Source organism: Mycolicibacterium pyrenivorans, from assembly GCF_025821625.1.
GTDB lineage: Bacteria > Actinomycetota > Actinomycetes > Mycobacteriales > Mycobacteriaceae > Mycobacterium > Mycobacterium pyrenivorans.
Window position 1 is genome coordinate 74,179 of sequence record NZ_JACKSH010000097.1, and the last position, 25,855, is coordinate 100,033.

The window sequence follows — 25,855 nt, forward strand, 5'->3', positions numbered from 1 at the left end:
AGATGACTGCTGCATCCCCAGCGTCGCCCGCCACGCCGGACCGGCGGGCGATCATCACCGAGGCACTGCGCAAGATCGACGATCTGACCGCGCGGCTGGCGGAGGCGGAGAAGACCGAGACCGAACCCATCGCGGTGGTGGGCATCGGCGCCCGGCTGCCCGGTGGCGTCGACAACGCGGGCGACTTCTGGCAGTTCCTGGTCGACGGCGGCAACGGCGTGGTCCGGGTGCCCGCCGACCGGTGGGACGCCGACGCGTTCTACTCGCCCGACTACACCGTGCCCGGCACCATCTGCAACCGCGAGGGCGGCTTTCTGACCTCGTGGCAGCCCGACGAGTTCGACGCTGAGTTCTTCTCGATCGCTCCGCGCGAGGCCGCCGGGATGGACCCGCAGCAGCGGCTGCTGCTCGAGGTCGCGTGGGAGGCCCTCGAGGACGCCTGCATCAATCCCAGGACGTTGCGCGGCTCGGCGACCGGTGTGTTCATCGGCCTGACGGCCAACGACTACTACCACTCGGTGGTCGGCAAGCTGCGCCCCGCGGACATCGACCCCTACATCCCGTTCGGCAACGCGTCGAACTTCGCCGCCGGACGGCTGTCCTACTTCCTGGGCGTGCGCGGTCCCGCCGTGGTCAGCGACACCGCGTGCTCGTCGTCGCTGGTGTCCATCCACCTGGCCTGCCAGAGCCTGCGCCGCGGTGAGAGCGACCACGCGCTGGCCGCCGGCGTCAACCTGATCCTGAGCCCGGAGAACAACATCGCGTGCTCACGCTGGGGCATGCTCGCCCCGGACGGAAAGTGCAAGACGTTCGACGCAGGCGCCGACGGCTACGTCCGCAGCGAGGGCTGCGGTGTCGTGGTGCTCAAACGCCTCACCGACGCGCTGCGCGACGGAGACCGGGTGCTGGCCGTCGTGCGCGGCTCGGCGGTCAACCAGGACGGCGCGAGCAGCGGCCAGACCGTGCCCAACGGCCCGGCCCAGCAGGAGCTGATGCGCAAGGCGTTGCAGACGTCGCGGTTGGCACCGTCGGACATCGACTACATCGAGGCGCACGGCACCGGCACCGGGCTGGGTGACCCGATCGAACTCGACGCGCTGGCCGCCGTGTACGGCGATCGCAAGGACTCCGCGCCGCTGGTGCTGGGCTCGGTCAAGACGAACCTGGGCCACCTCGAGTCCGCCGCCGGCGTCACCGGATTCATCAAGACCGTGCTGAGCGTGCACCACGGGTTCATCCCCAAGCAGCTGTACTTCACGAAACTGACCCCGCAGGCCGGTGAGGGGGCATCCCGCTTCAAGATCGCCTCGGAACCTCTCGACTGGCCCGCGGTGAGCAGGCCGCGCCGTGCGGCGGTGTCGTCGTTCGGTGTCAGCGGCACCAACGCCCACATCGTGATCGAGCAGGCCCCTGAGGCGGAAGCCGTTGCGGCCCAACCGGAACCGCCGGTCAGCACGCTGATCGTGACGGGCAAGACCCCGGCCAGGATCGCGTCGCAGGCCGGCAGCCTGGCCGACTGGCTGGAGACGCCCGCCGGGCAGGCCGTCAGCCTCGCCGACTTCGCGGAAACCCTGAACCACCGCCGCGCCCAGCACGCCAAGTTCGCGACCGTCGCCGCGGTCGACCGCGCGCAGGCGATCGCCGGCCTGCGTGCCCTGGCCGGCGGGTATCCCGCGCCGGGCGTCGTGGCCGCGCACGACGGGGCCTGCACGTCGGGGACGGTGTTCCTGTACTCCGGGCAGGGCTCGCAGTGGGCCGGCATGGGCAGACGGCTGCTGGCCGACGAGCCGGCGTTCGCCGCCGCCGTCGATGAGCTGGAGCCGGATTTCGTCGCACAGGTCGGGTTCTCGCTGCGCGACGTGCTGTCCTCGGGCGAGACCGTCGTCGGCATCGACCGCATCCAGCCGGTCCTGGTCGGCGTGCAACTCGCGCTGACCGCGCTGTGGCGTTCCTACGGGGTCAAGCCCGACGCGGTGATCGGACACTCGATGGGCGAGGTGACCGCCGCGGTGGTCGGCGGCGCGTTGAGCCCGGCCGACGGACTGAAGGTGATCGCGACACGCTCGCGGCTGATGAAGCGGCTGTCCGGCCAGGGCGCGATGGCGCTGCTCGAACTCGACGCGAGCGCGGCCGAGGAGCTGATCGCCGGCTACGACGGATTGACCGTCGCGGTGTACGCCTCGGCGCACCAGACCGTCATCGCCGGGCCGCCGGATCAGGTCGACGCCGCGATCGCGGTGGTGGACGCGCAGGATCGGCTGGCCCGCCGGGTCGACGTCGACGTCGCGTCGCACCACCCGATCGTCGATCCGATCCTCGACGACCTGCGTGCCGAACTGGCGACGCTGCAGCCCAGACAGCCGAGCGTGCCCGTCATCGTCACCACCGACCAGCGGCCCACCGACGGCACGTGCGTGTTCGACGCCGACCACTGGGTGGCCAACCTGCGCAACCCGGTGCGATTCGCCAGGGCCGTGGCCACCGCGGGCGCCGACAACGCCGTGTTCGTCGAGGTCAGCCCGCATCCGCTGCTCGGCTACGCGCTCAAGGACACGCTGGCCAGCCCTGTCGGAGACGGGAATCCGGCCAGCCCCGTCGGAGACGGGAATCTGGCCAGCCGCCATCACCACAGCATCGGCACGCTGCAACGCGACGCCAACGACACGCTGACGTTCCGCACCAACCTCAACGCCACGCACACGGTGCGCCCGCCCAAGACACCGAAACGGCCGGGACCGCGGGTGCAGATCCCGGCAACGCCGTGGCACCACACCCGCCACTGGATTCACACCGCTCAGAAGCCGGAACCGTTGCAGCACAACGGCGTTGAGGTCGCCACCGGCAAGCCTGACGGCGGCTACCACGAGTGGTTCCATCAGCTGAGCTGGCCGGTGCGCGAACTCGGCCTCGCCGCACCACAGGGTTCGTGGCTGGTGCTCGCCGACGACTCCGGAACCGACCTCGCACAGCTGCTCGGGCCGAATTCCCGCGCGCTGCCGCTGTCCGCACTCGACGACGCCGCATCGCTTCGCGCCGCACTCGGCGGCGTCGACCACATCGTCTTCGCGCCGCCGTCGCCGTCGGGACGTCTCGACTCCGCGGCGAGTTATCGCGTGTTCGGTGAGTTGCGCCGCCTGGTGGTCGCGTTGGCCGCAGCGGCGACTGCGCCGAAGTTGTTCGTTGTCACCCGCAACGCCCAGCCGATCGCCGAGGGTGACCGGGCCAATCCCGCGCACGCCGTGCTGTGGGGGCAGGGCCGCACGCTGGCGCTCGAGCATCCCGAGTTCTGGGGTGGTCTGCTCGACGTCGACGACATGGTGCCGCCGGAGCTGCTCGCGCAGTACCTGCAGGCCGAGGCCGAGCTCGCCGCGACCACCGACGGCACCGACCGTGACGACCAGGCCGTGTACCGCAGCGGGGTGCGCAGGGTGCCGCGGCTGGAGCCTCGCCCGCTGCCCGCGGTCCCGCTGACACGGTTGGAGAGCGGGACCAGCCACCTGGTGATCGGCGCCACCGGCAACGTCGGCCCGTATCTGATCCGCCAGCTCGCCGAGATGGGCGCCTCGACCGTCGTCGCGGCGTCGCGGCGCGGCACCGGGCTGGCCGACCTCGCCGACGAACTCGCCGCACGCGGGACGACGCTGGTCGAGGTCGCCGCCGACGCCGCCGACGAAGCCTCGATGGCGGCGGTGTTCGACCGTTTCGGCGCCGACCTGCCTCCGCTGGAGGGCATCTACCTCGCCTCCCTGGCCGGCGGTGAGGCGCTGCTGACGGAGATGACCGACGACGATCTGGCGCCGATGTTCCGGTCGAAGATCGACGCCGCGGTGGTGCTGCACAAGCTGTCGCTGACCTGCCCGGCCGCCCAGCCGGTGCGCCGATTCGTGCTGTTCTCGTCGATCACCGGGCTGCTCGGGTCCAGGGCGGTGGCCCACTACACCGCGGCCAACGCCTTCTCCGACACGTTCGCCTACGCGCGCCGGGCGCTCGGCCTGCCCGCGACGGTCGTGGACTGGGGCCTGTGGAAGTCGTGGGCCGACGCGCAACCGCAGATGACGGCGGCCGGGCTGGAACCCATGCCCAACGACGTCGCGATCCGGATGCTGCCCGCCGTGCTCAGCCCCGACGCCGGTGTGCAGTGCGTGGTGGCGGGCGCCGACTGGCCCCGGCTGGCAGACGCATACCGCATGCGCGCGGCGGTGAAGGTGCTCGACGGTCTGGTCGCCGCACCGGGAACCGACAGCGGCGACCTCGACTCGCTGCCCGCGCCCACGTGGGGCACGGTGCTCGGCGATCCGGTCGACGGCAGTGTCCACGATCACCTGTGGCGTGCCCGCCTGCTGCCCGACGAGCGGTCCTACCCTGTCGCGCACCGAGTCCGCGGTGTCGCGGTGGTGCCCGTCTCCGTTCTGCTGCAGACACTTTCGGCGGCGGCGGCGCAGATCGGCGGGACGGGCCCTCTTGACGGTTCGACCGTCGTCGTCGGAGATGTCCGGTTCGAGTACCCGATCGTGGCCGACCAGCCGAAGGCCATCCACGTGGTCGTCGACGGCACCACGCTGACCGTGTGGTCGAGCTCGGGGCCCGACACCCCGGAGCAGCGCTGGACCAGACACGCAAGCGGTGAGCTCAGCGCGGCGCCGACCGGCACCCCGCAGGGCGACCAGAGCCCGGGCGCCGACACGTTCGACGGCGCGTCCATCGCCGCCATGCAGCAGGCGTGGGGAGTCGAGGGCCAGCCGTTCGCGTGGACGGTCACCGGCTGCACCGCCACCGCCGCGGGGGCGCGCGCCGACGTGGAGCTGCCCGAGTCGACGGAGTCGCCCGCGGCGGCGCTGATCGACGCCGCCGTACACGTCGCCCGGCTCGCCGACGCCGCCGACGAGCAGCTGCTGCTGCCCGCGGCGGTCGGGAGCATCGCAGTGGCGGCCGACGCGACGGCAGGTCGCGGTGTGGTCGAGGTGTACCGGCGGGAACACAACACCGACGGGCTCGTCGTGGATGTGCTCGTCACCGGTCCCGACGGGACCACCTGGGTGGACATCCGCGGGCTCACCTACACCCCGGTGGAGTCCGCATCCGCCCCGGCGGCCGACGGAACAGGTTCGGCCACAACGGAGTTCATCGACTGGTCGGCGATGACGCGCAAGGAGACGGTGCACGAGCTGCGGGAGCGGCTGCGTGCGATCCTCGCCCGCGAACTGGGAATGCCGGAAGGCGCCGTCGATTTCGACGCCCCGTTCCCCGAGCTCGGGCTGGACTCGATGATGGCGATGAACCTGCTGCGCGACGCCAAGGCGCTGGTCCGCATCGACCTGTCCGCGACGATGTTGTGGAACCATCCGTCGGTCTCGCAGATGTCGGAGTTCGTGGCCGACCTGCTGGCACCGCAACAGCAGAGCGCCGGTGAACCGGAGGAACCCGAAGAGGACGGCTCCGAGGAGTTCAGTGTGCTCGACGAGCTGTTCGACAGTATTGAATCCGAAGTCGATTCGGCCACGGCCGGTAGTGAGGGCGCTATCTGATGAAGACGACCTTCGACAGGATCTCGGGCATGACCGCCGAGCAGCGCGACAAGCTGGCGGAGCAGTTCGAGAAGGCGTCCCGCGTCGCCGGCGCGGAGCCGATCGCCGTGGTGGGTATCGGCTGCCGCCTGCCCGGGGGAGTGACCGGTCCCGAGAGCTTCTGGGAGCTGCTGGAGAACGGCACCAACGCCGTCACCGAGGTGCCCGCGGACCGCTGGGACGCCGAGGCGTTCTACGACCCGGACCCGATGGCTCCCGGCCGGATGCCCACCAAGTGGGGCGCCTACCTCAACGACATCGCCGGGTTCGACGCCGACTTCTTCGGGATCACGCCGCGCGAGGCCGCTGCGATGGACCCCCAGCAGCGGGTGTTGCTCGAAGTGGCCTGGGAGGCACTGGAGAACGCCGGCCTGGCACCCGATCATCTGGGCGAGACCCGCACCGCGGTGATGATGGGCGTGTACTACACCGAGTACCAGAACTCCTCGGCCGGCGACCCCGACACCATCGACGCCTACTCGGCGACGGGGAACGCGCACAGCGTGACGGTGGGCCGGATCTCCTACCTGCTCGGCCTCAAGGGCCCCGCCGTGGCTGTCGACACCGCCTGCTCGTCGTCGCTGGTCTCGATCCACCTGGCCTGCCAGAGCCTGCGGATGCGGGAGAGCGACCTCGCGCTCGCCGGTGGCGTGAGCCTGAATTTGCGTCCGGAAACCCAACTGGCGCTTGCCAAGTGGGGCATGCTGTCGCCGCACGGCCGGTGTTACGCGTTCGACTCGCGCGCCGACGGCTTCGTGCGCGGCGAGGGTGCGGGCGTCGTCGTGCTCAAGCGACTGACCGACGCGGTCCGCGACGGGGACCGGGTGCTCGGCGTGGTACGTGGTTCGGCGGTCAACCAGGACGGCCGGTCCAACGGCCTGACCGCGCCGAACGCCCCGTCGCAGCGCGACGTGATCACCCGGGCGCTGCGCTCGGCGGACGTTCCGGCGGGGTCGGTGAACTTCATCGAAACCCACGGCACCGGAACGGGTCTGGGCGATCCCATCGAGTTCGACGCGCTGGCCGCGGTGTACGGCCGCGGCGAGGTCCCGTGCGCGCTGGGCGCGGTGAAGACGAACATGGGCCACCTCGAGGCCGCCGCCGGCATCGCAGGTTTCATCAAGACCGTGCTGACGCTGCAGCACGGCAAGATCCCGCCGAACCTCAACTTCGAGAAGTGGAATCCGACGATCGATCCGTCGGCGACGCGGCTGTTCGTGCCCACCAAGGCAGGCGAGTGGCCCGAAAGCGAGCATCCGCGTCGCGGGGCGGTGTCGTCGTTCGGCATGGGCGGCACCAACGCGCACATCGTCGTCGAGCAGGGCCCCGAATACGCCCCCACCGCAGTCGATTCCGCCCCGGCGGTGACGACGCTCGTGGTGTCGGGCAAGACCCCGGCCCGCCTGGCGGCTGCCGCCACGGCGCTGGCCGACTACCTCGACGGCGACGGCGCCACGGCGGCCCTGGCCGACGTCGCCCACACCGTCAACCACCACCGCAGCCGTTACAACACCATCGCCACCGTGTGCGCCCGTGACCACGCCGAGGCGGTCACCGGACTGCGCGCGCTGGCGGCCGGCCAGCTCGCCCCCGGCGTGGTGCCTGCGCACGACGCGAGGAACGGCGTCGGCGCGGGGAGCGGCACGGTGTTCCTGTACTCCGGGCAGGGTGCGCAGTGGGCCGGGATGGGACGCGAACTGCTGGTCTCCGAACCCACGTTCGCCGCAGCCGTCGACGAGCTGGAACCCACCTTCGTCGACAAGGTCGGCTTCTCGCTGCGCCAGGTGCTCGAAGCCGGTGAGCCGGTCGTGGGCATCGACCGCATCCAGCCGGTCCTCGTCGGGATGCAGCTGGCGCTCACGGCGCTGTGGCGGTCCTACGGCGTGGAACCCGACGCGGTGATCGGTCACTCCATGGGTGAGGTGACCGCCGCGGTGGTCGCCGGCGCGCTGACCCCGGCCGAGGGCCTCGATGTCATCGCCACCAGGACGCGGCTGATGAAGCGGCTGTCGGGTCAGGGTGCGATGGCGCTGCTGGAGCTGGACGCCACAGCCGCCGAGAAGCTCATCGCCGACCGTCCCGACATCACGATCGCGGTGTACGCCTCACCGAAGCAGTCGGTGATCGCGGGTCCTCCCGATCAGGTCGACGAGCTCGTGGCGATGGTCGACGCGCAGGGCAAGCTGGCCCGCCGCATCGAGGTGGACGTGGCCTCGCACCATCCCACGATCGACCCGGTCCTGCCCGAGCTGCGCGAAGCCCTTGCCTACCTCGCTCCGGCGGCACCGAAGATCCCGCTGATCTCCACCGTGGGGTATGCCGGATCGTCGCCGCTGTTCAGCGCGGACTACTGGGCGACCAACCTGCGCAACCCGGTCCGATTCAGCCAGGCGGTGCACGAAGCCGGCGCCGAAAACAGCAACTTCATCGAGATCAGCCCGCATCCACTGCTGACGCACGCCATCACCGACACGCTGGCGGCGCAGACCACCAGCCGGAAGTTCCACGTCGGTGCGACGGTGAACCGCGACCATCCCGAGATGCTGGCATTCCACGCACAGCTGGCCGCGGTCCGCCCGCCGGCTGTCGCAGCCCCCGAGGAAATCCACGCCCGGGTGACCGACGCGCCCGGAAACGCTTGGCAGCACACGTCCTACTGGATGGCGGACCGCTCGGCCGGACGCGAGTTCTCCGGTGCGCACCCGCTGCTGGGCCTGCACGTCGAACTGCCGTCGGGTAGCGGTCACGTCTGGCAGTCGGACGTGGGCCTGGAGGCGCACCCGTGGCTCGCCGACCACATCGTGCACGGCCTGCCCGTCATGCCGGGTGCCGGTTTCGCCGAGATCGCGCTGGCCGCGGGATGTGAGGCCCTCGGCCTGCCCGCCACCGGCGTCGAGGTCGCGGTGGAGGTCGAGCAGATGCTGCCGCTGGACCCGCACACCAGGCTGACCACCCAGGTGGTCCGCGACGACAGCACGGGCGAGCAACGCGTCGAGATCCATTCCCGCTCGGATGCGGGCGGCTGGACCCGCCACGCCGTGGGCACGGTCCGGGCCGCCGACGCGGCCGAGTCGGCCCCCGCCAGGCTCACCGCATCATCCGGCGACGGCACCCCGGTTTCACCGGCAGCAGCCGGATCGCCGGTTTCACCGGCAGACTTCTACACCGCGTTGCGCCGCACCGGTGCCCATCACGCGCACGCGTTCGCCGCGCTGACCCGGATCGTGCGCGGCAGCGGCGCGGCCGACACCGAGATCGTGCTGCCCGACGAGGCGACGCCGCACCGCGGCATCGTGCTGCATCCGGTGATGCTGGACGCCGCGCTGCAGGGGCTGGCCGCCGCGATGAGCGATGAAACGCTCTCGGATTCCACCGATGTCACCTATCTGCCGGTCGGGTTCGGCTCGATCCGGGTGTTCGGCGAGATCGGGCGCCGAGCCCGGTGCCGCGCCGAGCTCGTCAGCGTCGTCGAGGACAGCGGCGACGCGGTGGGCCGGGTCACCCTGACCGACGACACCGGCGCGGTGCTGGCCAGGGTCGACGACGTCCACCTCAAGCGCATCCAGCGCCGCACGGTGCCACTGCCGTTGTCGCAGAAGATCTTCGACTCCGTGTGGGTGGAGTCGCCGGTCCCGTCGGGCGCTGCTCCGACCGGGAGCTGGCTGGCGTTGGCCGACACCGCCGCGGCGCTGGCCACGGCCCAGGACTTCGCGTCCGGGTTCGGTGCGCCGGAACGCCGGGTGCTCACCGCCGATCTCGGCGACGAGAACGCCGTGCGGGAGGCGTTCGCCACCGCGACGGCCGATCCGGACCTGCCGCCGGCGGGGGTCGTCGTGTTCGTCGACCATCCCGACTTCGACGGCACCGACGCGGCGGCCGGTCTGGCACATGCGCGCGACGTGATCTGGGGTGTCGCGGGTGCCGTGCGCGCGATCGTCGGTAGCTGGCACGGCAAGGCGCCGCGGCTGTGGCTGGTCAGCAAGGGCGGCCTGGTCGTCGGCGACAGCCGAGAAGATCCGGATGGGGCGGGCAACCCGGGCACCGGCAGCCTCAAGGGCCTGGTGCGGGTGCTGGCCTATGAGCATCCGGACCTCAAGACGACCCTGCTCGATGTCGGCGCCGACGGTGACGCGGCCGCGACGCTGGCGACCGAGATCGAAGGCGGCAATGCCGCCCCGACGGACGACGTCATCGCCTGGCGTGGGTCCACCCGCTTCGTGGAGCGACTCTCCCGCGCCAAGCTGCCTGCGACGCCGGGCGACGTGGTCGTGCGCAAGGACGGCTCCTACGTGGTCACCGGCGCGCTCGGCGGTGTCGGCATGGCGGTGGTCCGCTGGCTGGTGGACAGGGGCGCAGGCCGCGTCGTCGTCAACGGCCGCAGCGAGCCCTCGGAGGAGGTGCAGGCCGAGCTCGATCAGTTGTCGGAGCGCGCCGAGATCGTCGCCGTGCTGGGTGATGTCGCCCGGCCGGGTGTCGCCGAGCGGCTCGTCTCCGCCGCGGCGGAGACGGGCAAGCCGTTGCGTGGCCTGATCCATTCGGCGGCGGTGCTCGAAGACGAGATCTTCGTAGGCCTCACCCGCGAGAGCCTGGACAAGATCTGGGTGCCGAAGGCCGCGGGCGCGCTGCGACTGCACGAGGTGACCGCCGGCCTCGACCTCGACTGGTGGGTCGGGTTCTCCTCTATCGTGTCGCTGCTGGGCTCACCGGGCCAGGCGGCGTACGCCTGCGCGAACGCCTGGCTGGACTCGCTGGTCGCGTGGCGCAGGGCGGCCGGTCTGCCCGCGACCGCGATCAACTGGGGTCAGTGGGCCGACGTCGGCCTGGCCAGCTCGCTGCGGTTCTCGGTGCTCGACCCGATCACCCCGGCCGAGGGCGTCGACGCGCTCGGCGGTGTGCTGGCTGCGGGCTTCTCGCGGGTCGGCATCGCCCGGCTGCGGCTGGACCGGGCCGCGGCGGCGTTCCCGGAGATCCATCAGATCGGCTTCTTCGCCGACCTGGTGGGTGAGCTGGAGACCGACGACGTCGACGAGGACTGGGGCGGACCCGACGCGCTCAAGGAGCTGGACGCGGCCGAGATCAACCGCGTCGTCGTGGCGAGGCTGCGGCGGCGGATCTCGGCGATCATGGGGTACTCGGACGACGGCGCGGTCGACGTCGCGCAGCCGCTGACCGAGCTGGGGCTGGACTCGCTGATGGCGGTGCGGATGCGCAACACCATCCGCGGCGACTTCGGCGTCGAGCCGCCGGTGGCATTGTTGCTGCAGGGCGCCTCGCTCGCCGACCTGGCGCTGGATCTGATCCGGCAGCTCGGCCTGGCCGAGGAGGACACCTCCGAGCGCCCCAACGCATTGCGGGACCGGGCGCAGCAGCGTGCCGCAGCCCGTCAACGTGCCGCATCGCGGCGGAAGGTGGGACCACGATCGTGACGAGCAGTACAGCGGATTCGTTGTCCGGAGACGCTCCGGGAAACGCCATCGCCGTCATCGGCATGGCCGGACGATTCCCGGGAGCGAACTCGGTGTCGGCGTTCTGGCGCAACCTGCGCAACGGCGTCGAGTCGATCGTCGACCTGTCCGAGGAGGATCTGCTCGCCGCCGGTGTCACCGAGCGGGCGCTGGCCAACCGGTCCTATGTGCGGCGTGCGGCGCTGATGTCGGGAATCGAGGAGTTCGACGCGGACTTCTTCGGGCTCACCCCGCACGCTGCCCGGATGCTCGACCCGCAGCACCGGCTGTTCCTGCAGACGACCTTCCACGCGCTCGAGGACGCCGGCTACGACCCGGTCGGCCTCGAGGCCACCGTCGGCGTGTTCGGGACGACGTCGGCCAGTGGATATCTGCTGCACAACCTGATGTCGAACTTCGACCCGATGATGGTCATCGGACAGGGTGCGAGCTTCGACATGGTGAACCTGTCGCTGTCCAACGACAAGGACCATCTGGCCACCCGGGCGGCGCATCACTTCGACTTCCGCGGTCCCGCGCTGTCGGTGGCCACGGCGTGCTCGTCGTCGCTGGTCGCGGTGCACCTGGCCTGCCAGTCAATCCTCAACGGCGAGTGCGACATCGCGCTGGCAGGCGGCTCGTCGCTGCGGGTTCCGCATCGTGTCGGGTACTGGTACGAGCAGGGTGCCATGGTCTCGCCGACCGGGCACTGCAGGCCGTTCGACGTCCGCTCCGACGGCACCATTTTCGGCAGCGGTGTCGGCGTCGTGGTCCTGAAGGCGCTGCAGGACGCGCTCGACGACGGCGACCACATCCACGCCGTCATCCGCGGGTCGGCGCTGAACAACGACGGTGCGACGAAGATGACGTACGCCGCACCCAACGCGATGGGCCAGGCCGAGGTCATCGCCGAGGCCCACGCGGTGGCCGAGGTCGACGCGTCGACGATCGGCTACATCGAGTCACACGGCACCGGCACCCCCCTCGGCGACCCGATCGAGATCGAGGGCCTGCGGCAGGCCTTCGATCTCGCCGAGGAAACCCGAACCGGCCCTTGCTATATCGGGTCGGTCAAATCGAACATCGGCCACCTCGAGACCGCCGCGGGCATCGCGGGGCTGATCAAGGCGATCCTGTGCCTCGAGCACAAGGCGATCCCGGCCACCCTGCACTACACCAGCCCGAACCCGGAGCTGCACATCGACCGCGGACCGTTCCGGGTGCGCAGCGCCGATGGGCCGTGGGAGTCCGACGGTGTCCGGCGCGCCGGGGTCAGCTCGTTCGGCGTGGGCGGCACCAACGCCCACATCGTCCTGGAGGAGGCGCCCACCGCGCAGCGGCAGGCCGAAACCCCCTCCGGGCCGCAGGTGTTGGTGCTCTCGGCGAAAACCCAAGAGGCGCTTGCCCAGTCACGCGCCGCCCTGGCAGACGAACTCGCAGCCGAAGACGTCAACCTGGCCGACGCGGCCTACACGCTCACGCGGCGCCGCAAGGACCCGATCCGGCTGGCCGCGGTCGTGCACGACCGGCAGGATGCCGCCGCGGTGCTCGGCGCCGACGAGACCGACAGCGTCTTCATCGGAACGGGGGAGCCGGACTGGGACAGCTCGGCCACCTCCGGCGAGCGGGTCGCCTTCCTGTTCCCCGGTCAGGGTGCTCAGCACATCGGCATGGCGCGCGGCCTGCACGACAGCGAACCCGTGTTCGCCAGGCACTTCGACGAGTGCGTCGCGGCCTTCAACGAAGAGATGGGCAGCGACTCGAGGGGCTACGACCTGCGCGCCGAGATCTTCGACGGCGTCGGGCGCAACCTCGAGCACACCGACCGCGCCCAGCCCGCGCTGTTCACCGTCGAGTACGCGCTGGCCAAACTCATCCAGTCCTACGGCGTGCAGCCCTCGATCATGGCCGGGCACAGCATCGGTGAATACCCGGCGGCCACCCTCGCCGGGGTGTTCGACCTGGACACCGCCGTCAAGGTGGTGTCGATGCGCGCCCGGCTGATGCACGCCGCACCGCGTGGCGTCATGGTGGCCGTGGCGCTGAGCCCCGAGGCCGTCGCCGAACACCTCACCGCCGACGTCGATCTCGCGACGATCAACGACCCCGGCAGCAGCGTGGTGGCGGGCAGCGAGGAGGCGATCCGCACATTCCAGGCCGGTCTGGCCGAGAAGGGCATCGTGGCCCGGCGGGTTCGCACATCCCACGCGTTCCACTCGCGGCTGATGGACCCGGTGGTCGGCGAGTTCACCGCGTTCCTGTCCCGGATGACGTTGCGGGAACCGCAGATTCCGTTGCTGTCCAACATCACCGGCACCACCATGACGGCGGCCGAGGCGACCAACCCGGGGACCTGGTCCCGCCAGATCCGGGCCACCGTGCGCTTCGCCGACGAACTCGACCTGCTGCTGTCGGACCCGAACCGCGTCCTGATCGAGGTCGGCCCCGGCGGCACGCTGACATCCTCGGCGGGACGTCACCCGCGGTGGTCCGAACGCCACCGCGCCGTGCGGTTGATGCGCCACCAGGCCCAGAACCGCAGTGACCACGACACGTTCCTGCTCGCGCTCGGTCAGTTGTGGGCGGCAGGGGTGGACGTCGACTGGAATCCAGCCTGGACGCGGGGCGCCACCGCGGCGCCGTCGCTGGTGTCGTTGCCGGGCTACCCGTTCGCCAGGCAGCGCCACTGGGTCGAGCACAACGCCAGCGCGGCGTGGCTGGCCGGGGCCGGTGCGCCCGCCGGGGTGCCCGCCGCGGGCACCGGTGCCGCCACCGCTCCCGCCACCGCCGGTGGCAAGTCGCAGGTGGAGGCGGCGTTGCTGCGCATCTGGACGCAGTGCCTCGGTCTGTCCGACATCGACCGCAACGCCAATTTCTTCGAGCTGGGCGGTGACTCGCTGATCGCGATCAGCGTCGCGATGACCTCAGGCCACGAAGGGCTCGATCTCACCCCGCAGGATCTCTACGAGAACCAGACGGTGGCCGCGCTGGCCAAGGTGCTGACCGCCCGCTACGCCGAGGGTGGGCTGGCCCGCCAGTCACTCGACGATGCGACCAACCCGCCGCTGCCACCGAACGTGACGTACTTCCTCGAGCACGGCCTGCGTGACGTGGGCCGCTGGCGGACGCCGGTGATCCTGCACCTGCGCCCCGACGTCGGCGAGGACGACGTCCGTGCGGTGCTCACCGCCGTCACCGACGTCCACGATGCGCTGCGCGTGCACCTCGTGGAACGGGCAGGCACGTGGGACCAGCACATCGCAGATCCGGGCGAGTTCCCCGGGCTGGTCACCCGGCAGCTGCCCGAGGGCGTCGAGGCGGGAAGCCCGCAGGAGCGCGAGACCGTGCAGGCGATCCTGGCCGAGCAGATCCGCGAACACCAGGTCGTGGTGCCGCTGTCGGCGACGTTCGTGCGCGGCTCGGCCGGTGGCCCGTCCTACCTCGCGCTGAGCGTGCACGGTATCGCGGGCGACATCAGTGATCCGGCCTCCCGCGACGTGCTGCTCACCGACATCTTCACCGCGTTCAACCAGCGGATGGCGGGGGAGGAGATCGTGCTGGCTCCGGTGGCCACGTCGTGGCGCGAATGGTCGCAGCGCTGCGCCGGCCTGGCCAGCCATCCCGCGGTCCTCGACAGCCGTGACTACTGGCTCGAAACCGCGAGGAAGGCCACGCTGAGCGTGGCCGGACCGGTTGCCTCGGAACCGCCGGGCGCCGATGACCTGGTGCGGATGTCGTCGACGCTGTCGGCCGCCGACACCGGTGAAGTCGACGACGCCCGGCGCAGGCTGCGGCTGCCGGTCGAGGAGATCCTGCTGGCGGTGCTCGGACGTACCGTCGCGGCCGCCGTCGGGGAGGGCACCGTGGCCGTCGACATGGGAGGACGCGGCCGGTCGGTGCTCAAGCCCGACGTCGACCTGCAGCGCACCGCCGGCTGGTTCACCACCGTCCACCCCGTCGCGCTGACCGCGGCGGCTGCCGGGCAGGCCGGCGCCAGGCAGTTGCTCGACGACGTGCGGGACACGCTGAAAGCCGTGCCGCACTACGGGATCGGCTACGGCCTGCTGCGGTACATGTACGCCCCCACCGCACGTGCCCTGGGCGCCACCCGGCCCGCGGATATCCTGTTCACGCACGTCGGGACCATTCCCGACGCGCCCGTCGACCAGCCGGAGGACGCCGTGGTGCGGTTCGACTCCGACACCGCGATGCCGATCCGCGACGCGCTGCCCGGCCTCGGGCACGCCCTGGAACTGCGCGCCTACCGCACCGCGGGCGTGCTGCATCTGGACTGGTGGTACGACAGTCGGCGACTCGGTCCCACCGATGTGGAATCCTTTGCCCGGCAGTACTCGGCCGCGCTCCTGGATCTCGTGCGGGAGGCGCTGGCCGAGGAGGACGTCGCTTCGGCGGGCGACGAGCTGGCTCTGGTCGATCTGTCGTGATCACGACGGGTCGATTTGCCGTCATCACGACGGGTCGATTTGCCGTGATCGTTACCGGGTAGGAGGAGCGCATGGCCAGCTCTGACAAGGCGGTGATCGTCGCCGGGATCAAGAAGTCCTTCGGTGACGTCGCGGCCCTGCGCGACGTCAGCTTCGAGGTGGAACGCGGCGAGGTGCTCGGCCTGCTCGGACCCAACGGCGCCGGCAAGACCACAACGGTGAACATCCTGTCCACGCTGATCACGCCGGACAGCGGCCGCGCGCTGATCGCCGGGCACGACGTGGTCAGCGATCCCGCAGGCGTCCGGCGTTCGCTGATGTTGACCGGCCAGCACGTCGCACTCGACGAGCTGCTGACCGGACGCGAGAACCTGCTGATGTTCGGCCGGCTGCAGGGCCTGAAGAAGAGGGTGGCCAAGGAGCGGGCACAGGAGCTGCTCGAGCAGTTCGACCTCGTCGACGCGGGCGATCGCGCGGTCGGCACCTACTCCGGCGGCATGAAGCGTCGCATCGACATCGCATGCGGGCTGGTCGTCCGGCCCGAGGTGGTGTTCCTCGACGAGCCGACCACCGGACTCGATCCGCGCAGCCGCCAGGCCATCTGGGAACTGGTCACCGACTTCAAGGAGGCCGGGATCGCCACGCTGCTGACGACGCAGTACCTCGAGGAGGCGGACCTGCTCAGCGATCGCATCATCGTGATCGACAAGGGCACCGTCATCGCCGAGGGCACCGCCGATCAGCTCAAGGAGCGTACCGGCGGCACCTACTGCGAGATCGTCCCGCGACACCTGCGCGACATCCCGGCCATGGCCCAGGCCCTGGGCTCGATGCTGCCGGACAGCAACCGGGCGGCGCTGAGCGAGTCCTCGGACCGGCTCTCGATGCCCGCGCCCGACGGTCCGAAGACGCTGATGGAGGCCCTGCACCGGCTCAGCGAGGCCGACATCGAGCTGATGGACATCGCGTTGCGCAGGCCTTCGCTGGACGAGGTGTTCCTCGCGCTCACCGGTGGCGACAGCCACGGGGGCGATCAGCGCCGGACCGATGTGTTCGAGGCAGCGGACGCGTACGCGTGATCGACCAGTCCGCCGTCCCGCACGCCGCGCGGCCCGCGGTCTCCACCGTCCAGCAGTGGTGGGTGCTGACGGTCCGCATGATCACCCCGACCCTGCGCAACGGTGAGCTGGCCACCCAGATCATCGGGTCAATCGTCTTCACGATCGGCTACTACCTCCCGCTGAAGCAGTTGATGGGTGCGGTGCAGCCGCTGAGCAGCTACGCGCAGTACCTGACCCCGCTGATCGTGCTGCAGGCGATCTGGTTCGCGGCGGTCTCGGCGGCGTTCCGGTCGGCGACCGACTCCGTGCAGGGCATCAACCGGCGGTTCCGGGCCATGCCGATCAACTCGCTGACGCCGTTGGCCTCCCGCATGACCGCCAGCATGTACCGCTGCTGCGTCGCGCTGGCGGTGTCGGTGATCTGCGGCCATGTCATCGGTTTCCGCTTCCACGAAGGACCGCTGTATGCGGTCGGTTTCGTGGGCCTGGCGCTGCTCATCGGCGCGGCGCTGGCGTTCATCGGCGACCTGATCGGCATCGCCACGGAGAACCCGGAGGCGACCGCACCGCTGATGCTGGTGCCCCAGTTGACCTTGGGACTGGCCTCTGTCGGCCTGCAGCCCGTCGAGAACTTTCCCGAGTGGATCCAGGGATTCGTGCGCAACCAGCCGCTGTCGCAATGGGTTTACGGGTTGCAGGCGTTCGCCGGCGACAGCACCGACGCGGCGCCCGAGGTGACCTGGTCGGTGCTCGCCCCCGGTCTGGCGTGGGCGGTGGGCTGCATCGTGGTGGCGGTCGCGCTGCACGCGATGGTGAGCAGGAGACGTCGCTCATGACGGTCGCCGCTCAGCCGTCACCGGCCCGGGCGCCTCACCGTCCCGGTGGCAGGCACCGCATGGACAAAGTGTGGGAGAACTCGCCCAAGCGGCTGATCCCGCAGACGTGGGTGCTGACGGCCCGCATCCTGCGACGCTGGAGCCGCGATCCCGCGACGCTGGTGCAGTCGCTGGTGATGCCCGCGGGCTTCCTGGTGGCGCTCGACATCGTGCTCGGTGACGGCATCGAGAAGGTCACCGGGAACAGCGGCCTGTACGGGCAGGTGCCGCTGGTGGCGTTGGTCGGCGGCATGACCGGTGCCATCATCGGTGCGGTCAACATCATGCGGGAACGCGAAGTCGGTCTGCTGTCACGGTTCTGGGTGGTGCCCGTGCACCGCGGCGCGGGTCTGCTGGCCAGGCTGACGGCCGACGTGGTGCGCATCGTGGTGATCACGCTGGTCGTGCTGTGCGTGGGTCTGGCCCTGGGGTTCCGATTCGAGCAGGGCCTCCCCGCCGCGATCGCCTGGGTGTTCATGCCTGCGCTGTTCGGCGTCGCGCTGTCCGCCGCCGTGCTCACCCTCGCGTTGTACTCGTCGAACACGATCGTGCCGCAGGCCACCGAGATCGTGATCGCGATGCTGATGTTCTTCTCGATCGGTTTCGTCCCGCTCGACCAGTACCCGGGCTGGCTGCAACCGATCGTCGAGCATCAGCCCGTCAGCTATACCATCGAGGCGATGCGGGGCCTGGCCCTCGAGGGGCCGATCGCCGAACCGGTCCTGTGGACGGTGGCGTGGTCGGCGGGCATCGCCCTGGTGTGCGCGGTGCCGCTCGCCATCGGGTACCGCCGGGCCAGCAAACGCGGTTGACCACAGCCACCACCGATCTCTTGCAAGGAGTCTGACACCCATGTTTCCTTCCTCGGGAATCCGGAAGCTGGCGCGCAGCGAGGAGATGTTCGCCGAGACGCACAACTTCGTCGGCCTCGCGGCGCACGCGGAGGGCCCGGTCGACACCGACGCGCTGTCCGAGGCGTTCGACGCGCTGCTGCAGGCGCATCCGGTGCTCAACGGTCACCTCGAGCAGGGACCCGACGGCCGCTGGGAGATCGTGCTCGACGACCTGATGCACCCCGGCATCGAGGTGGTGGAGTTGACCGGCGACGCCGAGGCCCCGCCGCTGATCTTCGATCAGACCGCGTCGCTTGTGCATTTCCGGTTGACCCTGCGGGACGGTAAGGCCCAACCGACGCTCTACATCCATCACAGCCTGGCCGACGGCCACCACCAGTTCAGCCTGATCGAGGAGTTGTTCTCCACCTACACCGATCTGGTCACCACGGGGACGACCCGGCCGGTCACGGTCCATTCTGCTCCGGAACCGCTCGAAGTCATCCTGGCCAGCCGGGGGGTGGAGAAGAAACCGCGGTCGGGGCTCGAGCGTCTTCTGGCTGCGATGTTCGTCTACGACCTGCCCCCGTCGCGGCGGGCGCCGTCCGACGTCAACCCGGTACTGCCACAGCGCGTCCCGATGGAGTACTGCACACTCTCCGAGCAGGACACCGAGAGCATCATCGGGTTCTGCCGCGCCAACAAGCTCGGCTTGAACAGCCTGTTGTCGGCGGCCGTGCTGATGGCCGAATGGCAGCTGCGCCGGACACCGAACATCCCGGTGCCCTACGTCTACCCGGTCGACCTGCGCTACCTGCTCTCACCCCCGGTGTCGGCCACCGAGTCCACCAATCCCGTCGGCATCGCCACCTACCTCGCCGAGATCGGTGAGGGCAGCGACGTCGTCGCCCTTGCCCGAGACATCAACGACACGTTCAAGAAGGACATCGCCGAGGGAGTGATCCAGCAGAGCTTTCTGCATTTCAGCCCGCAGTACGTCGGCAACCCGCCCGGGCTGCCGGATGTCGTGATGTTCACCGACAACGGCATCGTGCCGCCGATGCGGACCCCTCCGGAGATGAAACTGACCGCCAGCCACGGCGAGTTCTACTTCGCGGTGGGCGCAGGCATCGAGATCTACACCAGCAAGATCTTCAACGGCCAGCTGATGATCGAGTACCACTCGCATGGTCCGGAACCCGAGAAATCCGTGGCCGCCATCAAAGCCCAGCTGCGCAGCATCGCCGACAAGCATGCCGCCGCCGTCGGCTAGCGGATCAGCGCTGTGGGGCAGGGGGTCCGAACGCGAAGCGGTGGTACTGCAACGCCGTGCGCAGCGGCGGGATCAACCGCACCGCGCGTTTGAGCGCCTGCAGGCCCTTCGAGCCCCTGCTGTAGGTGCTGGCGCTGAAAAACGTTGCAGCGGCCAGCAATCGGATGTCGGGAAGCTTGGCGAGGATGTCCTGCGGGCTGTTGACGGCCCAGTAGAGCCTCGAACCCGACGTGCGGACGAGCGACTGGGACTTCTGGGATTTGATCGCCAGCCAGTTGAAGAAGTCGATCTGCAGTTCGCCGGTCCCGAAGCGGTCGACGAAACGACGCAGCAGCGCGATGCCTTCGTCCTCGGTAAGGTACATGCTGATGCCCTCGGCGATCAGCAATGTCGGCCGGTCGGCCGGGATCTGGTCCAGCCAGTTCGGCTCGGTCGCGGGCGTGGCGATGAGTTGGTAACCGGGCCGGGACGGGTAGATCTGCTCGCGCAGCGCGATCACCTCCGGGAAATCGACGTCGTACCAACGCACGTCGGCTCCCGGGTTGATCCGGAACACCCGGCAGTCCAGGCCGCATCCCAGATGCACGACGGTGCACTGCTTGTGGGCCGCGAGGAACTCGCGCACCCAGATGTCGTACTGGGCGGTGCGTACGGTGAACAGCGGCGCCCACTTCGGGGTGATCTCGAGCTCACGCCAATCGAAATCGAGCTTGTCGATCGCTTCCTTGGCGAACGTGTCGCCGAGGATCGGGCGGTCGAAGTCGGCGTCGAGTGCTTTGAGATACAAGGTCGACAGCATCGTCTTCGCCGGACCGCTGAGATTGACGGAAACTTTGTTGGCCACGTATGTGAGGCTAAGCGCAACAGTCCCCGCACGGCACGTCGGGGCGAGTTTGACCAGGGTCCGAGGACAGTAGAGGAGAGCGCACCATGACGGAAGCCGCCGACGAGAAGCCGCCGGGCCGGCCGCCACGCGTTCTGCTCCTGTACTACACCTACACCGGGCAGTCGCAGAAGGTCCTCGAGGCCGCTGCGGAAGTGTTCCGCGCGCGCGGGTGCGAGGTGACGAGCGCCCCGATCGAGTTCACCGATCCGCGGTACGCCGAACGGTTCTCCCGGTTCCCGATGCGTAGCGTCTGGCCGGAGTTCCTCGGGATGCTGCCCGCCCAGACGCTGCAGAAGACGGGGGACATCCGGACCCCCGATGCGGTGCGCACCGGGGATTACGACCTGATCTGCATCGGCTCACCCACCTGGTGGGACACGGTGTCGATGCCGCTGCGGTCGTTCCTGAGGTCCCACGAGGCGCGGAACCTGCTGGACGGCAAGCGTTTCGCGGTGTTCGTGGTGTGCCGACGCAAATGGCGGAAGAACCTGGCCGGGGTTCGCAAGCTCGCCGAGAAGAAGGGCGGCCGGTACGTCGACGGCATCCACTTCACCTACCCGGGCGGCCAGCTGCCCTCGATGCTGTCGCTGACGAGCTACCTGGGGTCGGGGGAGTACAAGGACCGCAGCCTCGGCGTCAAACTGCCGCCGACGAACATCAGTGACGAACAACTCGAGGAATCCCGGCGGTTCGCCGCCCGCATCGCCGACAAGGTGTTCGGCAAGCAGGCACAGGACAAGTAGCGGACATGCCCCGCTTTTTCGACGTGACGACCGAAGCGCCCGCCGGTGTGGCCGACGTCCTCGCCGCGTTCAGCGACAAGGACTACTGGTTGGCCCGGCTTGAGGCGTACGGCGGCGACTCGATGACACTGGATTCACTGGTCGTCGTCGCCGACGGCACGGTGGTCGTACGAACCTCACAGGATCTGCGCCAGGACATGCTGCCCGGCGGGATCGCCCGGATGCTGCCGGGTGATACCACGATCATGCGGACCGAGACGTGGCGGGCCGTCGGCGACGACGCAGGCGGCGAGGCCCACGGTGACTTCACGATCTCTGCCCGCGGGGTTCCCAGTTCCGGGGCGGGCACCATGGTGCTCGAGCCCAGCACTGCCGGGTCCTCCCTGCTGCGTATCCGCGGCTCGCTGGAAGTCCGGATCCCAGTGGTGGGCGGACGGATCGAGCGCTACGTCGTCGACCTGATCGCCAAGGAGGTTCCGCAGATGCAGCGGTTCACCGCCGAGTGGATCGCCGGGAAGGCCTGATGGCCGAGCCGATCCCCACCACGGCTGAGGCCCTGGCCCGGCTGAACATGCCGCTGGTCGAGGCGATGATGACCCAGCGTGCGATCCGCCGGGTGCTGCCGGATCCGGTCGACGACGAGATCGTGCTCAAGTGCATCGAGTTGGCGCTGCGCGCACCGACCGGCGCCAACGGGCAGAACTGGGAGTTCATCGTCGTCAAGGACCCCCGCATCAAGAAGAAGCTGGCCCGGCGCTACCGGCTGGCCTGGCGGGTGTTCCATCGCACCTCCATCCGCGACATCGCCTCCTACGACGAGGAGATGGCCAAGAGCGTGCGGGCCATTCAATGGCAGGTCGACCACTTCACCGAGATCCCGGTCCTCGTCGTCGCGTGCCTGCGGTTGACCGCGCGCGAGGGTCGCGTGCCGTACCTACCGATGCCGCACGCGGCGGCGTCGGCATTCTTCGGCTCGATCTATCCGAGTGTGCAGAACCTGTTGCTGGCAGCGCGGTCCATGGGACTGGGCGCCTCCTTGATCACGTTGCCGCTGTGGAACCTGACGTCGGCGAGGCGGGTGCTGAAGCTACCGACCTCGGTCACCCCGTGCGCCGTGGTGCCGCTGGGCTGGCCCCGCGGCCGCTACGGACCGACAACGCGTAGGCCCGTAGACGAAGTCGTGCATCTCGACGGTTACGGCAACCGTGCCTGGTTCGGCCCGAAGTGACACAGATATCTGACGGCACCGTCAGCGAGCGGGGGTGCCGCCGGCAAGGTTCGCGCTTTGCTGGACACCCGAAGAGTTATTGGATACGTTCCTTGCTGTCGGGGACCGTAGACAGCAATTGTGAACCTTTGAGAGGGGCGTCATGCCTGCTGCCATAAGGCCCTATGTGACGGCGGGCGTGGCCCTGGTGGGGGCCGGCGTGATCACCGTGACCCCGATCGAGCCGCCCTCGGTCACCGAGCGCATCTCCAACGACGAGTACAGCCTGACGGCCGCGGCGACCACGGTGTGCGGGCCGGGGTATGCCGCCGAGCCGCTGTGCGGCACCCTCGGCGGACCGAACACCGATCTGACGACGAACGCGGTCCTCGGATCCGGCCCGTCGCTGTTCTACATACCGGTGAACCTGTTCAACGCGATGTTGAGCATCCCGGCGTGGGAGATCCAGGCGATGGACCGCTTCGCCGACGCGATGATCGCCACCGGCAGCTGGCAGGTCTGGGGCCCCACCAACGTCTTCGGGTTCGACGAGCAGGATCCGCCGAAGCTCGAGGCGTTCGTCGACATGCTGATCCCGTTCAAACCGTTCTCGTCGGTGCTCGGCGAGGAGCTCAGCTGGTGGGCGCGGGCCAACCTGCCGATGAACTCCGGTTGCGCGGCGCTGCCCGGCGCGTGCCCGAATCTGGGCGCCCTGTTGGACAGCATGTTCAAAGTGCCGATGTCGCAGCTGTATGCCGGCTACACGTTCCCGGCAGCCGGCGAGGAAGGGTCGACCAACCCCTTCACCGGTGAACCGGTGTCGTGGGCCGGTGAGACCCCGGAACTCGAGCCCTTCGGTCCCTTCAAATCAACGTGGGAGTACCTGACCGCGCCGCCGACCGGCATCGAGACCGTGTCGCTCGGCGAGGTCTTCGCCACCACGGTCAAGTTCGGGAAGGCGATGTTCGACGCGTTCTACCCGTTCGTGCAGAACAGCGAGTGGTACAACGACGACCAGACGAGCCTTGCGCCGCTGTTCCGGGCGCTGGCGCCGCTGCTGTGTCCGTCGTGCGATCCCGACAACCCGTACGACAATCCGTGGCTCTACGAGAACTATCCGCCGAACCAGCACGCCGCTGACGAGGCGGCCGCGGAATCGACGGACACCAGCGGACTCTCGCTGTTGACGGCTGACCCCGAGATCCCCGCAAACACCGAAAGCCCCACCGGCGGTGACGAGATCTCCGAGACGCCGGATTCCGTGACGGCCGCCGTGACCAACCTGAAGAAGAAGTTCGGGTTTGCCGGTGCGGCCGAGGAGCCCGCTACTGAGACCGTGACCGAGGTTGCCGAGGACGTTGCTGAGACGGTGGCTGATCCGGTCGCCGTCGACCCGGCGGAGGCCGCCGGAGAAAGCGGTGAGGAGAGCACCGAAACCGAGGGCTCCGAGACGGTCGAGACCGACGCGACTTCCGAAGAGGCTTCCGAAGAGGCTGCGGCCTCTGAAGAAGCCGGGGCCACCGGCAGGCACCACAAGTCCGACGGCGACGACTCCAACTCGGTCGAGTCGATCCGGGACAAGGTGAGCTCGGCGGCATCCGGCACCGACGGCGGGTCCACCACGGACTCCAGGAAGACCGACTCCGGGTCCTCGGACAAGGGGTCGTCGGACAAGTCCGGCGGCACGAGCGGCGAGTAGCACCGGCGCTGCCGCGCGCCGCTAACGGCGGCGTGCGGCAGCCTTGCGAAGGGCAGGCAGCAGCAGTGCCCTCGGGGTGAAGCGGCCGCCCAGTCCGGTCAGCTTCGGCACCAGCCCGGGCACCACGAGGCGCTTGCCACCGAGCATGCCCTCGATGCCGGCTTCGGCGACGTCCTGCGCCGAGACCTGGACCATTCCGCCGGGAGGCTTCTCGCCTGCCACGTCCCACCACTCGGTCGGCACCGGGCCGGGACACAGCGCCGTGCACGACACCCCGGTGCCCCGCAGGCCCTCGTGGACGGCTTCGGAGAAGGTCTGGACGTAGGCCTTGGTGGCCGAGTACACAGCGGCGCCGGGGAGCGGCTGGAATCCGGCGATCGACCCGATGTTGAGTACGGCTCCGGACGCGCGGTCGACCATCGCGGGCAGTGCGGCGTGGGTGAGTTCGGTCAGCGCAAGGACATTGAGGACGATCTGGTCGCGCTCGCGGTCCAGTGGCATCGTGTGGAACAGGCCGTTGGTCCCGAATCCCGCGCTGTTGACCAGGCCGGCCACCTGACCGCCGCGCAGCAGGTCGGTGACGCTCCCTCTGGCGGAGGCGTCGTTCAGGTCGACGGCCACGACATCGACCGAAATCGAACGCCCGGTGCGCAATTCGTCGGCCAGCGCGTCGAGGCGGTCACGCCTGCGCGCCATCAGGGTGAGGGAGTAGCCGCGCCGGGCCAGTCCGCGCGCGATCTCCTGGCCGATGCCCGAGGAGGCACCGGTGATGACGACGGTGCTACCCGCACTCGGACTGGGAAGGCTCATGGACGGCGATAGTACCCACGCACCCGTATACGCTGAGCCCGATGCTCGAGGTTATCGACAGGGGCGCCGAAAGCGAATCCCACCCTGTCCCATTGCTCTTCGTCCACGGCGCCTGGCATGCCGCATGGTGCTGGGACGAACACTTCCTCGGCTACTTCGCCGGCCGCGGCTACCGGGCGCTGGCGGTGAGCCTGCGTGGGCACGGTGGCAGCCCCACGGACAAGAGGTTGCGGGACCTGTCGTTCGCCGACTTCGTCGAGGATGTCACGACCGCTGCTGACGCGCTGCCGGTCCGTCCCGTGATCATCGGGCACTCGATGGGCGGGGTGTTGGTGCAGAGGTACCTGGAGACGCGCGAGGCGCCGGCAGGTGTGCTGATGGCATCGATGCCGCCCCAGGGGTATCTGCGATCCGGCGTGCGCTGGATCAGGCGCCACCCGTGGCACTTCGCCAAGCTGACGGCGACCGGGCGGTCGTTGCCCTACGTGAGCACGCCCGAACTGGCACGGGAGCGGTTCTTCTCCGAGCACACTCCCGACGCCGTGGTGGCGCGCTACGCCGCCCGCCTGCAGGAGGAGAGCGCCCGGGCCGGACTCGACGGGCTGGTGAGGTTGCCACATCCGGCGAAGGTCCATACGCCGCTCCTCGTTCTCGGCGCGGCGGACGACGGCGCGGTCACGCAGGACGAGGTGCGGGCCACCGCGCGGGCCTATGGCACGCAGGCGCAGTTCTTCCCGCGGATGGGTCACAACATGATGCTGGAGGCGGGCTGGGAGGACGTTGCGCACCGCATCGATTCATGGCTGATCCAGCGGGGGCTCTGAGCAGCGCCGCGGCCAGCGCGCCACCGGTGGGTGGCCGTCCGTGGCAAACCCGACCAACCGTGGCTGGCGGTGTGACGCGGCACGCCGCGGATTCGCTGGACAGTGGCGCCGCCCACGACAAAGGGTAGTGCTCTAGGATAGCGGGAGCCTTGGCTGCCGATGCCGTCAGCAAATTCAGAGAATCGTGTGAA

14 protein-coding genes are annotated in these 25,855 nt (G+C 69.6%); 12 read left to right on the forward strand and 2 right to left on the reverse strand.

Annotation, left to right across the window (positions count from 1 at the left end; translation table 11 throughout):
• Positions 1–2 precede the first annotated feature (2 nt).
• The 7 genes from H7I57_RS12325 (at position 3) to H7I57_RS12355 (ending at position 19,495) form a co-directional block, all read left to right on the forward strand.
• Positions 3–5,525 carry a type I polyketide synthase gene (locus H7I57_RS12325; RefSeq protein ID WP_264023782.1) on the forward strand — a complete coding sequence of 1,841 codons (5,523 nt, stop codon included), beginning with the start codon at positions 3–5 and terminating at the stop codon, positions 5,523–5,525.
• Positions 5,525–10,990: a type I polyketide synthase gene (locus H7I57_RS12330; protein WP_264023784.1), complete on the forward strand. Its 5,466-nt coding sequence runs from the start codon at positions 5,525–5,527 to the stop codon at positions 10,988–10,990. The genes H7I57_RS12325 and H7I57_RS12330 overlap by 1 nt, the downstream gene beginning before the upstream one ends.
• Positions 10,987–15,453 carry a type I polyketide synthase gene (locus tag H7I57_RS12335; protein WP_264023786.1) on the forward strand — a complete coding sequence of 1,489 codons (4,467 nt, stop codon included), beginning with the start codon at positions 10,987–10,989 and terminating at the stop codon, positions 15,451–15,453. Before H7I57_RS12330 ends, H7I57_RS12335 begins: the two co-directional genes overlap by 4 nt.
• Positions 15,454–15,524: 71 nt before the next feature.
• Complete coding sequence (locus H7I57_RS12340; RefSeq protein WP_264023787.1) at positions 15,525–16,532, forward strand: efflux ABC transporter ATPase subunit, DrrA-related; 1,008 nt, start codon at positions 15,525–15,527, stop codon at positions 16,530–16,532.
• Positions 16,529–17,350 (forward strand): ABC transporter permease, encoded by an 822-nt coding sequence (locus H7I57_RS12345; RefSeq protein WP_264023788.1) that lies wholly within the window; start codon positions 16,529–16,531, stop codon positions 17,348–17,350. Before H7I57_RS12340 ends, H7I57_RS12345 begins: the two co-directional genes overlap by 4 nt.
• 59 nt (positions 17,351–17,409) lie before the next feature.
• Positions 17,410–18,201 (forward strand): ABC transporter permease, encoded by a 792-nt coding sequence (locus H7I57_RS12350; RefSeq protein WP_372510207.1) that lies wholly within the window; start codon positions 17,410–17,412, stop codon positions 18,199–18,201.
• 40 nt (positions 18,202–18,241) lie between these two features.
• Positions 18,242–19,495, forward strand: coding sequence for a phthiocerol/phthiodiolone dimycocerosyl transferase (locus H7I57_RS12355; RefSeq protein WP_264023790.1), 1,254 nt, complete (start codon positions 18,242–18,244; stop codon positions 19,493–19,495).
• A gap of 4 nt (positions 19,496–19,499) precedes the next feature.
• Here H7I57_RS12355 and H7I57_RS12360 read toward each other — a convergent pair whose 3' ends face one another.
• Positions 19,500–20,339, reverse strand: a complete 840-nt coding sequence (locus H7I57_RS12360; protein ID WP_264023792.1) for a class I SAM-dependent methyltransferase — start codon at positions 20,337–20,339, stop codon at positions 19,500–19,502.
• A gap of 86 nt (positions 20,340–20,425) precedes the next feature.
• Between H7I57_RS12360 and H7I57_RS12365 the strand changes: the two genes are divergently transcribed.
• The 4 genes from H7I57_RS12365 (at position 20,426) to H7I57_RS12380 (ending at position 24,030) form a co-directional block, all read left to right on the forward strand.
• Positions 20,426–21,124 carry a flavodoxin family protein gene (locus H7I57_RS12365; RefSeq protein ID WP_264023793.1) on the forward strand — a complete coding sequence of 233 codons (699 nt, stop codon included), beginning with the start codon at positions 20,426–20,428 and terminating at the stop codon, positions 21,122–21,124.
• A 5-nt stretch (positions 21,125–21,129) separates the two neighbouring features.
• The gene (locus H7I57_RS12370) at positions 21,130–21,648 is read left to right on the forward strand and encodes a DUF2505 domain-containing protein (RefSeq protein ID WP_264023794.1); all 519 of its coding nucleotides are present in this window, start codon (positions 21,130–21,132) and stop codon (positions 21,646–21,648) included.
• A complete protein-coding gene (locus H7I57_RS12375; protein WP_264023795.1) occupies positions 21,648–22,352 on the forward strand; it encodes a nitroreductase family protein in 705 nt (234 codons plus the stop codon). Before H7I57_RS12370 ends, H7I57_RS12375 begins: the two co-directional genes overlap by 1 nt.
• A gap of 142 nt (positions 22,353–22,494) precedes the next feature.
• Complete coding sequence (locus H7I57_RS12380; RefSeq protein ID WP_264023796.1) at positions 22,495–24,030, forward strand: hypothetical protein; 1,536 nt, start codon at positions 22,495–22,497, stop codon at positions 24,028–24,030.
• A gap of 21 nt (positions 24,031–24,051) precedes the next feature.
• Here H7I57_RS12380 and H7I57_RS12385 read toward each other — a convergent pair whose 3' ends face one another.
• A complete protein-coding gene (locus tag H7I57_RS12385; RefSeq protein ID WP_264023797.1) occupies positions 24,052–24,840 on the reverse strand; it encodes an SDR family NAD(P)-dependent oxidoreductase in 789 nt (262 codons plus the stop codon).
• A gap of 41 nt (positions 24,841–24,881) precedes the next feature.
• Between H7I57_RS12385 and H7I57_RS12390 the strand changes: the two genes are divergently transcribed.
• Positions 24,882–25,664 (forward strand): alpha/beta hydrolase, encoded by a 783-nt coding sequence (locus tag H7I57_RS12390; RefSeq protein WP_264023798.1) that lies wholly within the window; start codon positions 24,882–24,884, stop codon positions 25,662–25,664.
• Positions 25,665–25,855: the final 191 nt, after the last annotated feature.

Coding starts and splice junctions, on each gene's coding strand:
- H7I57_RS12325 (WP_264023782.1), top strand. CDS start 3: ATGACTGCTGCATCCCCAGCGTCGCCCGCCACGCCGGACCGGCGGGCG.
- H7I57_RS12330 (WP_264023784.1), top strand. CDS start 5,525: ATGAAGACGACCTTCGACAGGATCTCGGGCATGACCGCCGAGCAGCGC.
- H7I57_RS12340 (WP_264023787.1), top strand. CDS start 15,525: ATGGCCAGCTCTGACAAGGCGGTGATCGTCGCCGGGATCAAGAAGTCC.
- H7I57_RS12350 (WP_372510207.1), top strand. CDS start 17,410: ATGGACAAAGTGTGGGAGAACTCGCCCAAGCGGCTGATCCCGCAGACG.
- H7I57_RS12355 (WP_264023790.1), top strand. CDS start 18,242: ATGTTTCCTTCCTCGGGAATCCGGAAGCTGGCGCGCAGCGAGGAGATG.
- H7I57_RS12365 (WP_264023793.1), top strand. CDS start 20,426: ATGACGGAAGCCGCCGACGAGAAGCCGCCGGGCCGGCCGCCACGCGTT.
- H7I57_RS12370 (WP_264023794.1), top strand. CDS start 21,130: ATGCCCCGCTTTTTCGACGTGACGACCGAAGCGCCCGCCGGTGTGGCC.
- H7I57_RS12375 (WP_264023795.1), top strand. CDS start 21,648: ATGGCCGAGCCGATCCCCACCACGGCTGAGGCCCTGGCCCGGCTGAAC.
- H7I57_RS12380 (WP_264023796.1), top strand. CDS start 22,495: ATGCCTGCTGCCATAAGGCCCTATGTGACGGCGGGCGTGGCCCTGGTG.
- H7I57_RS12385 (WP_264023797.1), bottom strand. CDS start 24,840: ATGAGCCTTCCCAGTCCGAGTGCGGGTAGCACCGTCGTCATCACCGGT.
- H7I57_RS12390 (WP_264023798.1), top strand. CDS start 24,882: ATGCTCGAGGTTATCGACAGGGGCGCCGAAAGCGAATCCCACCCTGTC.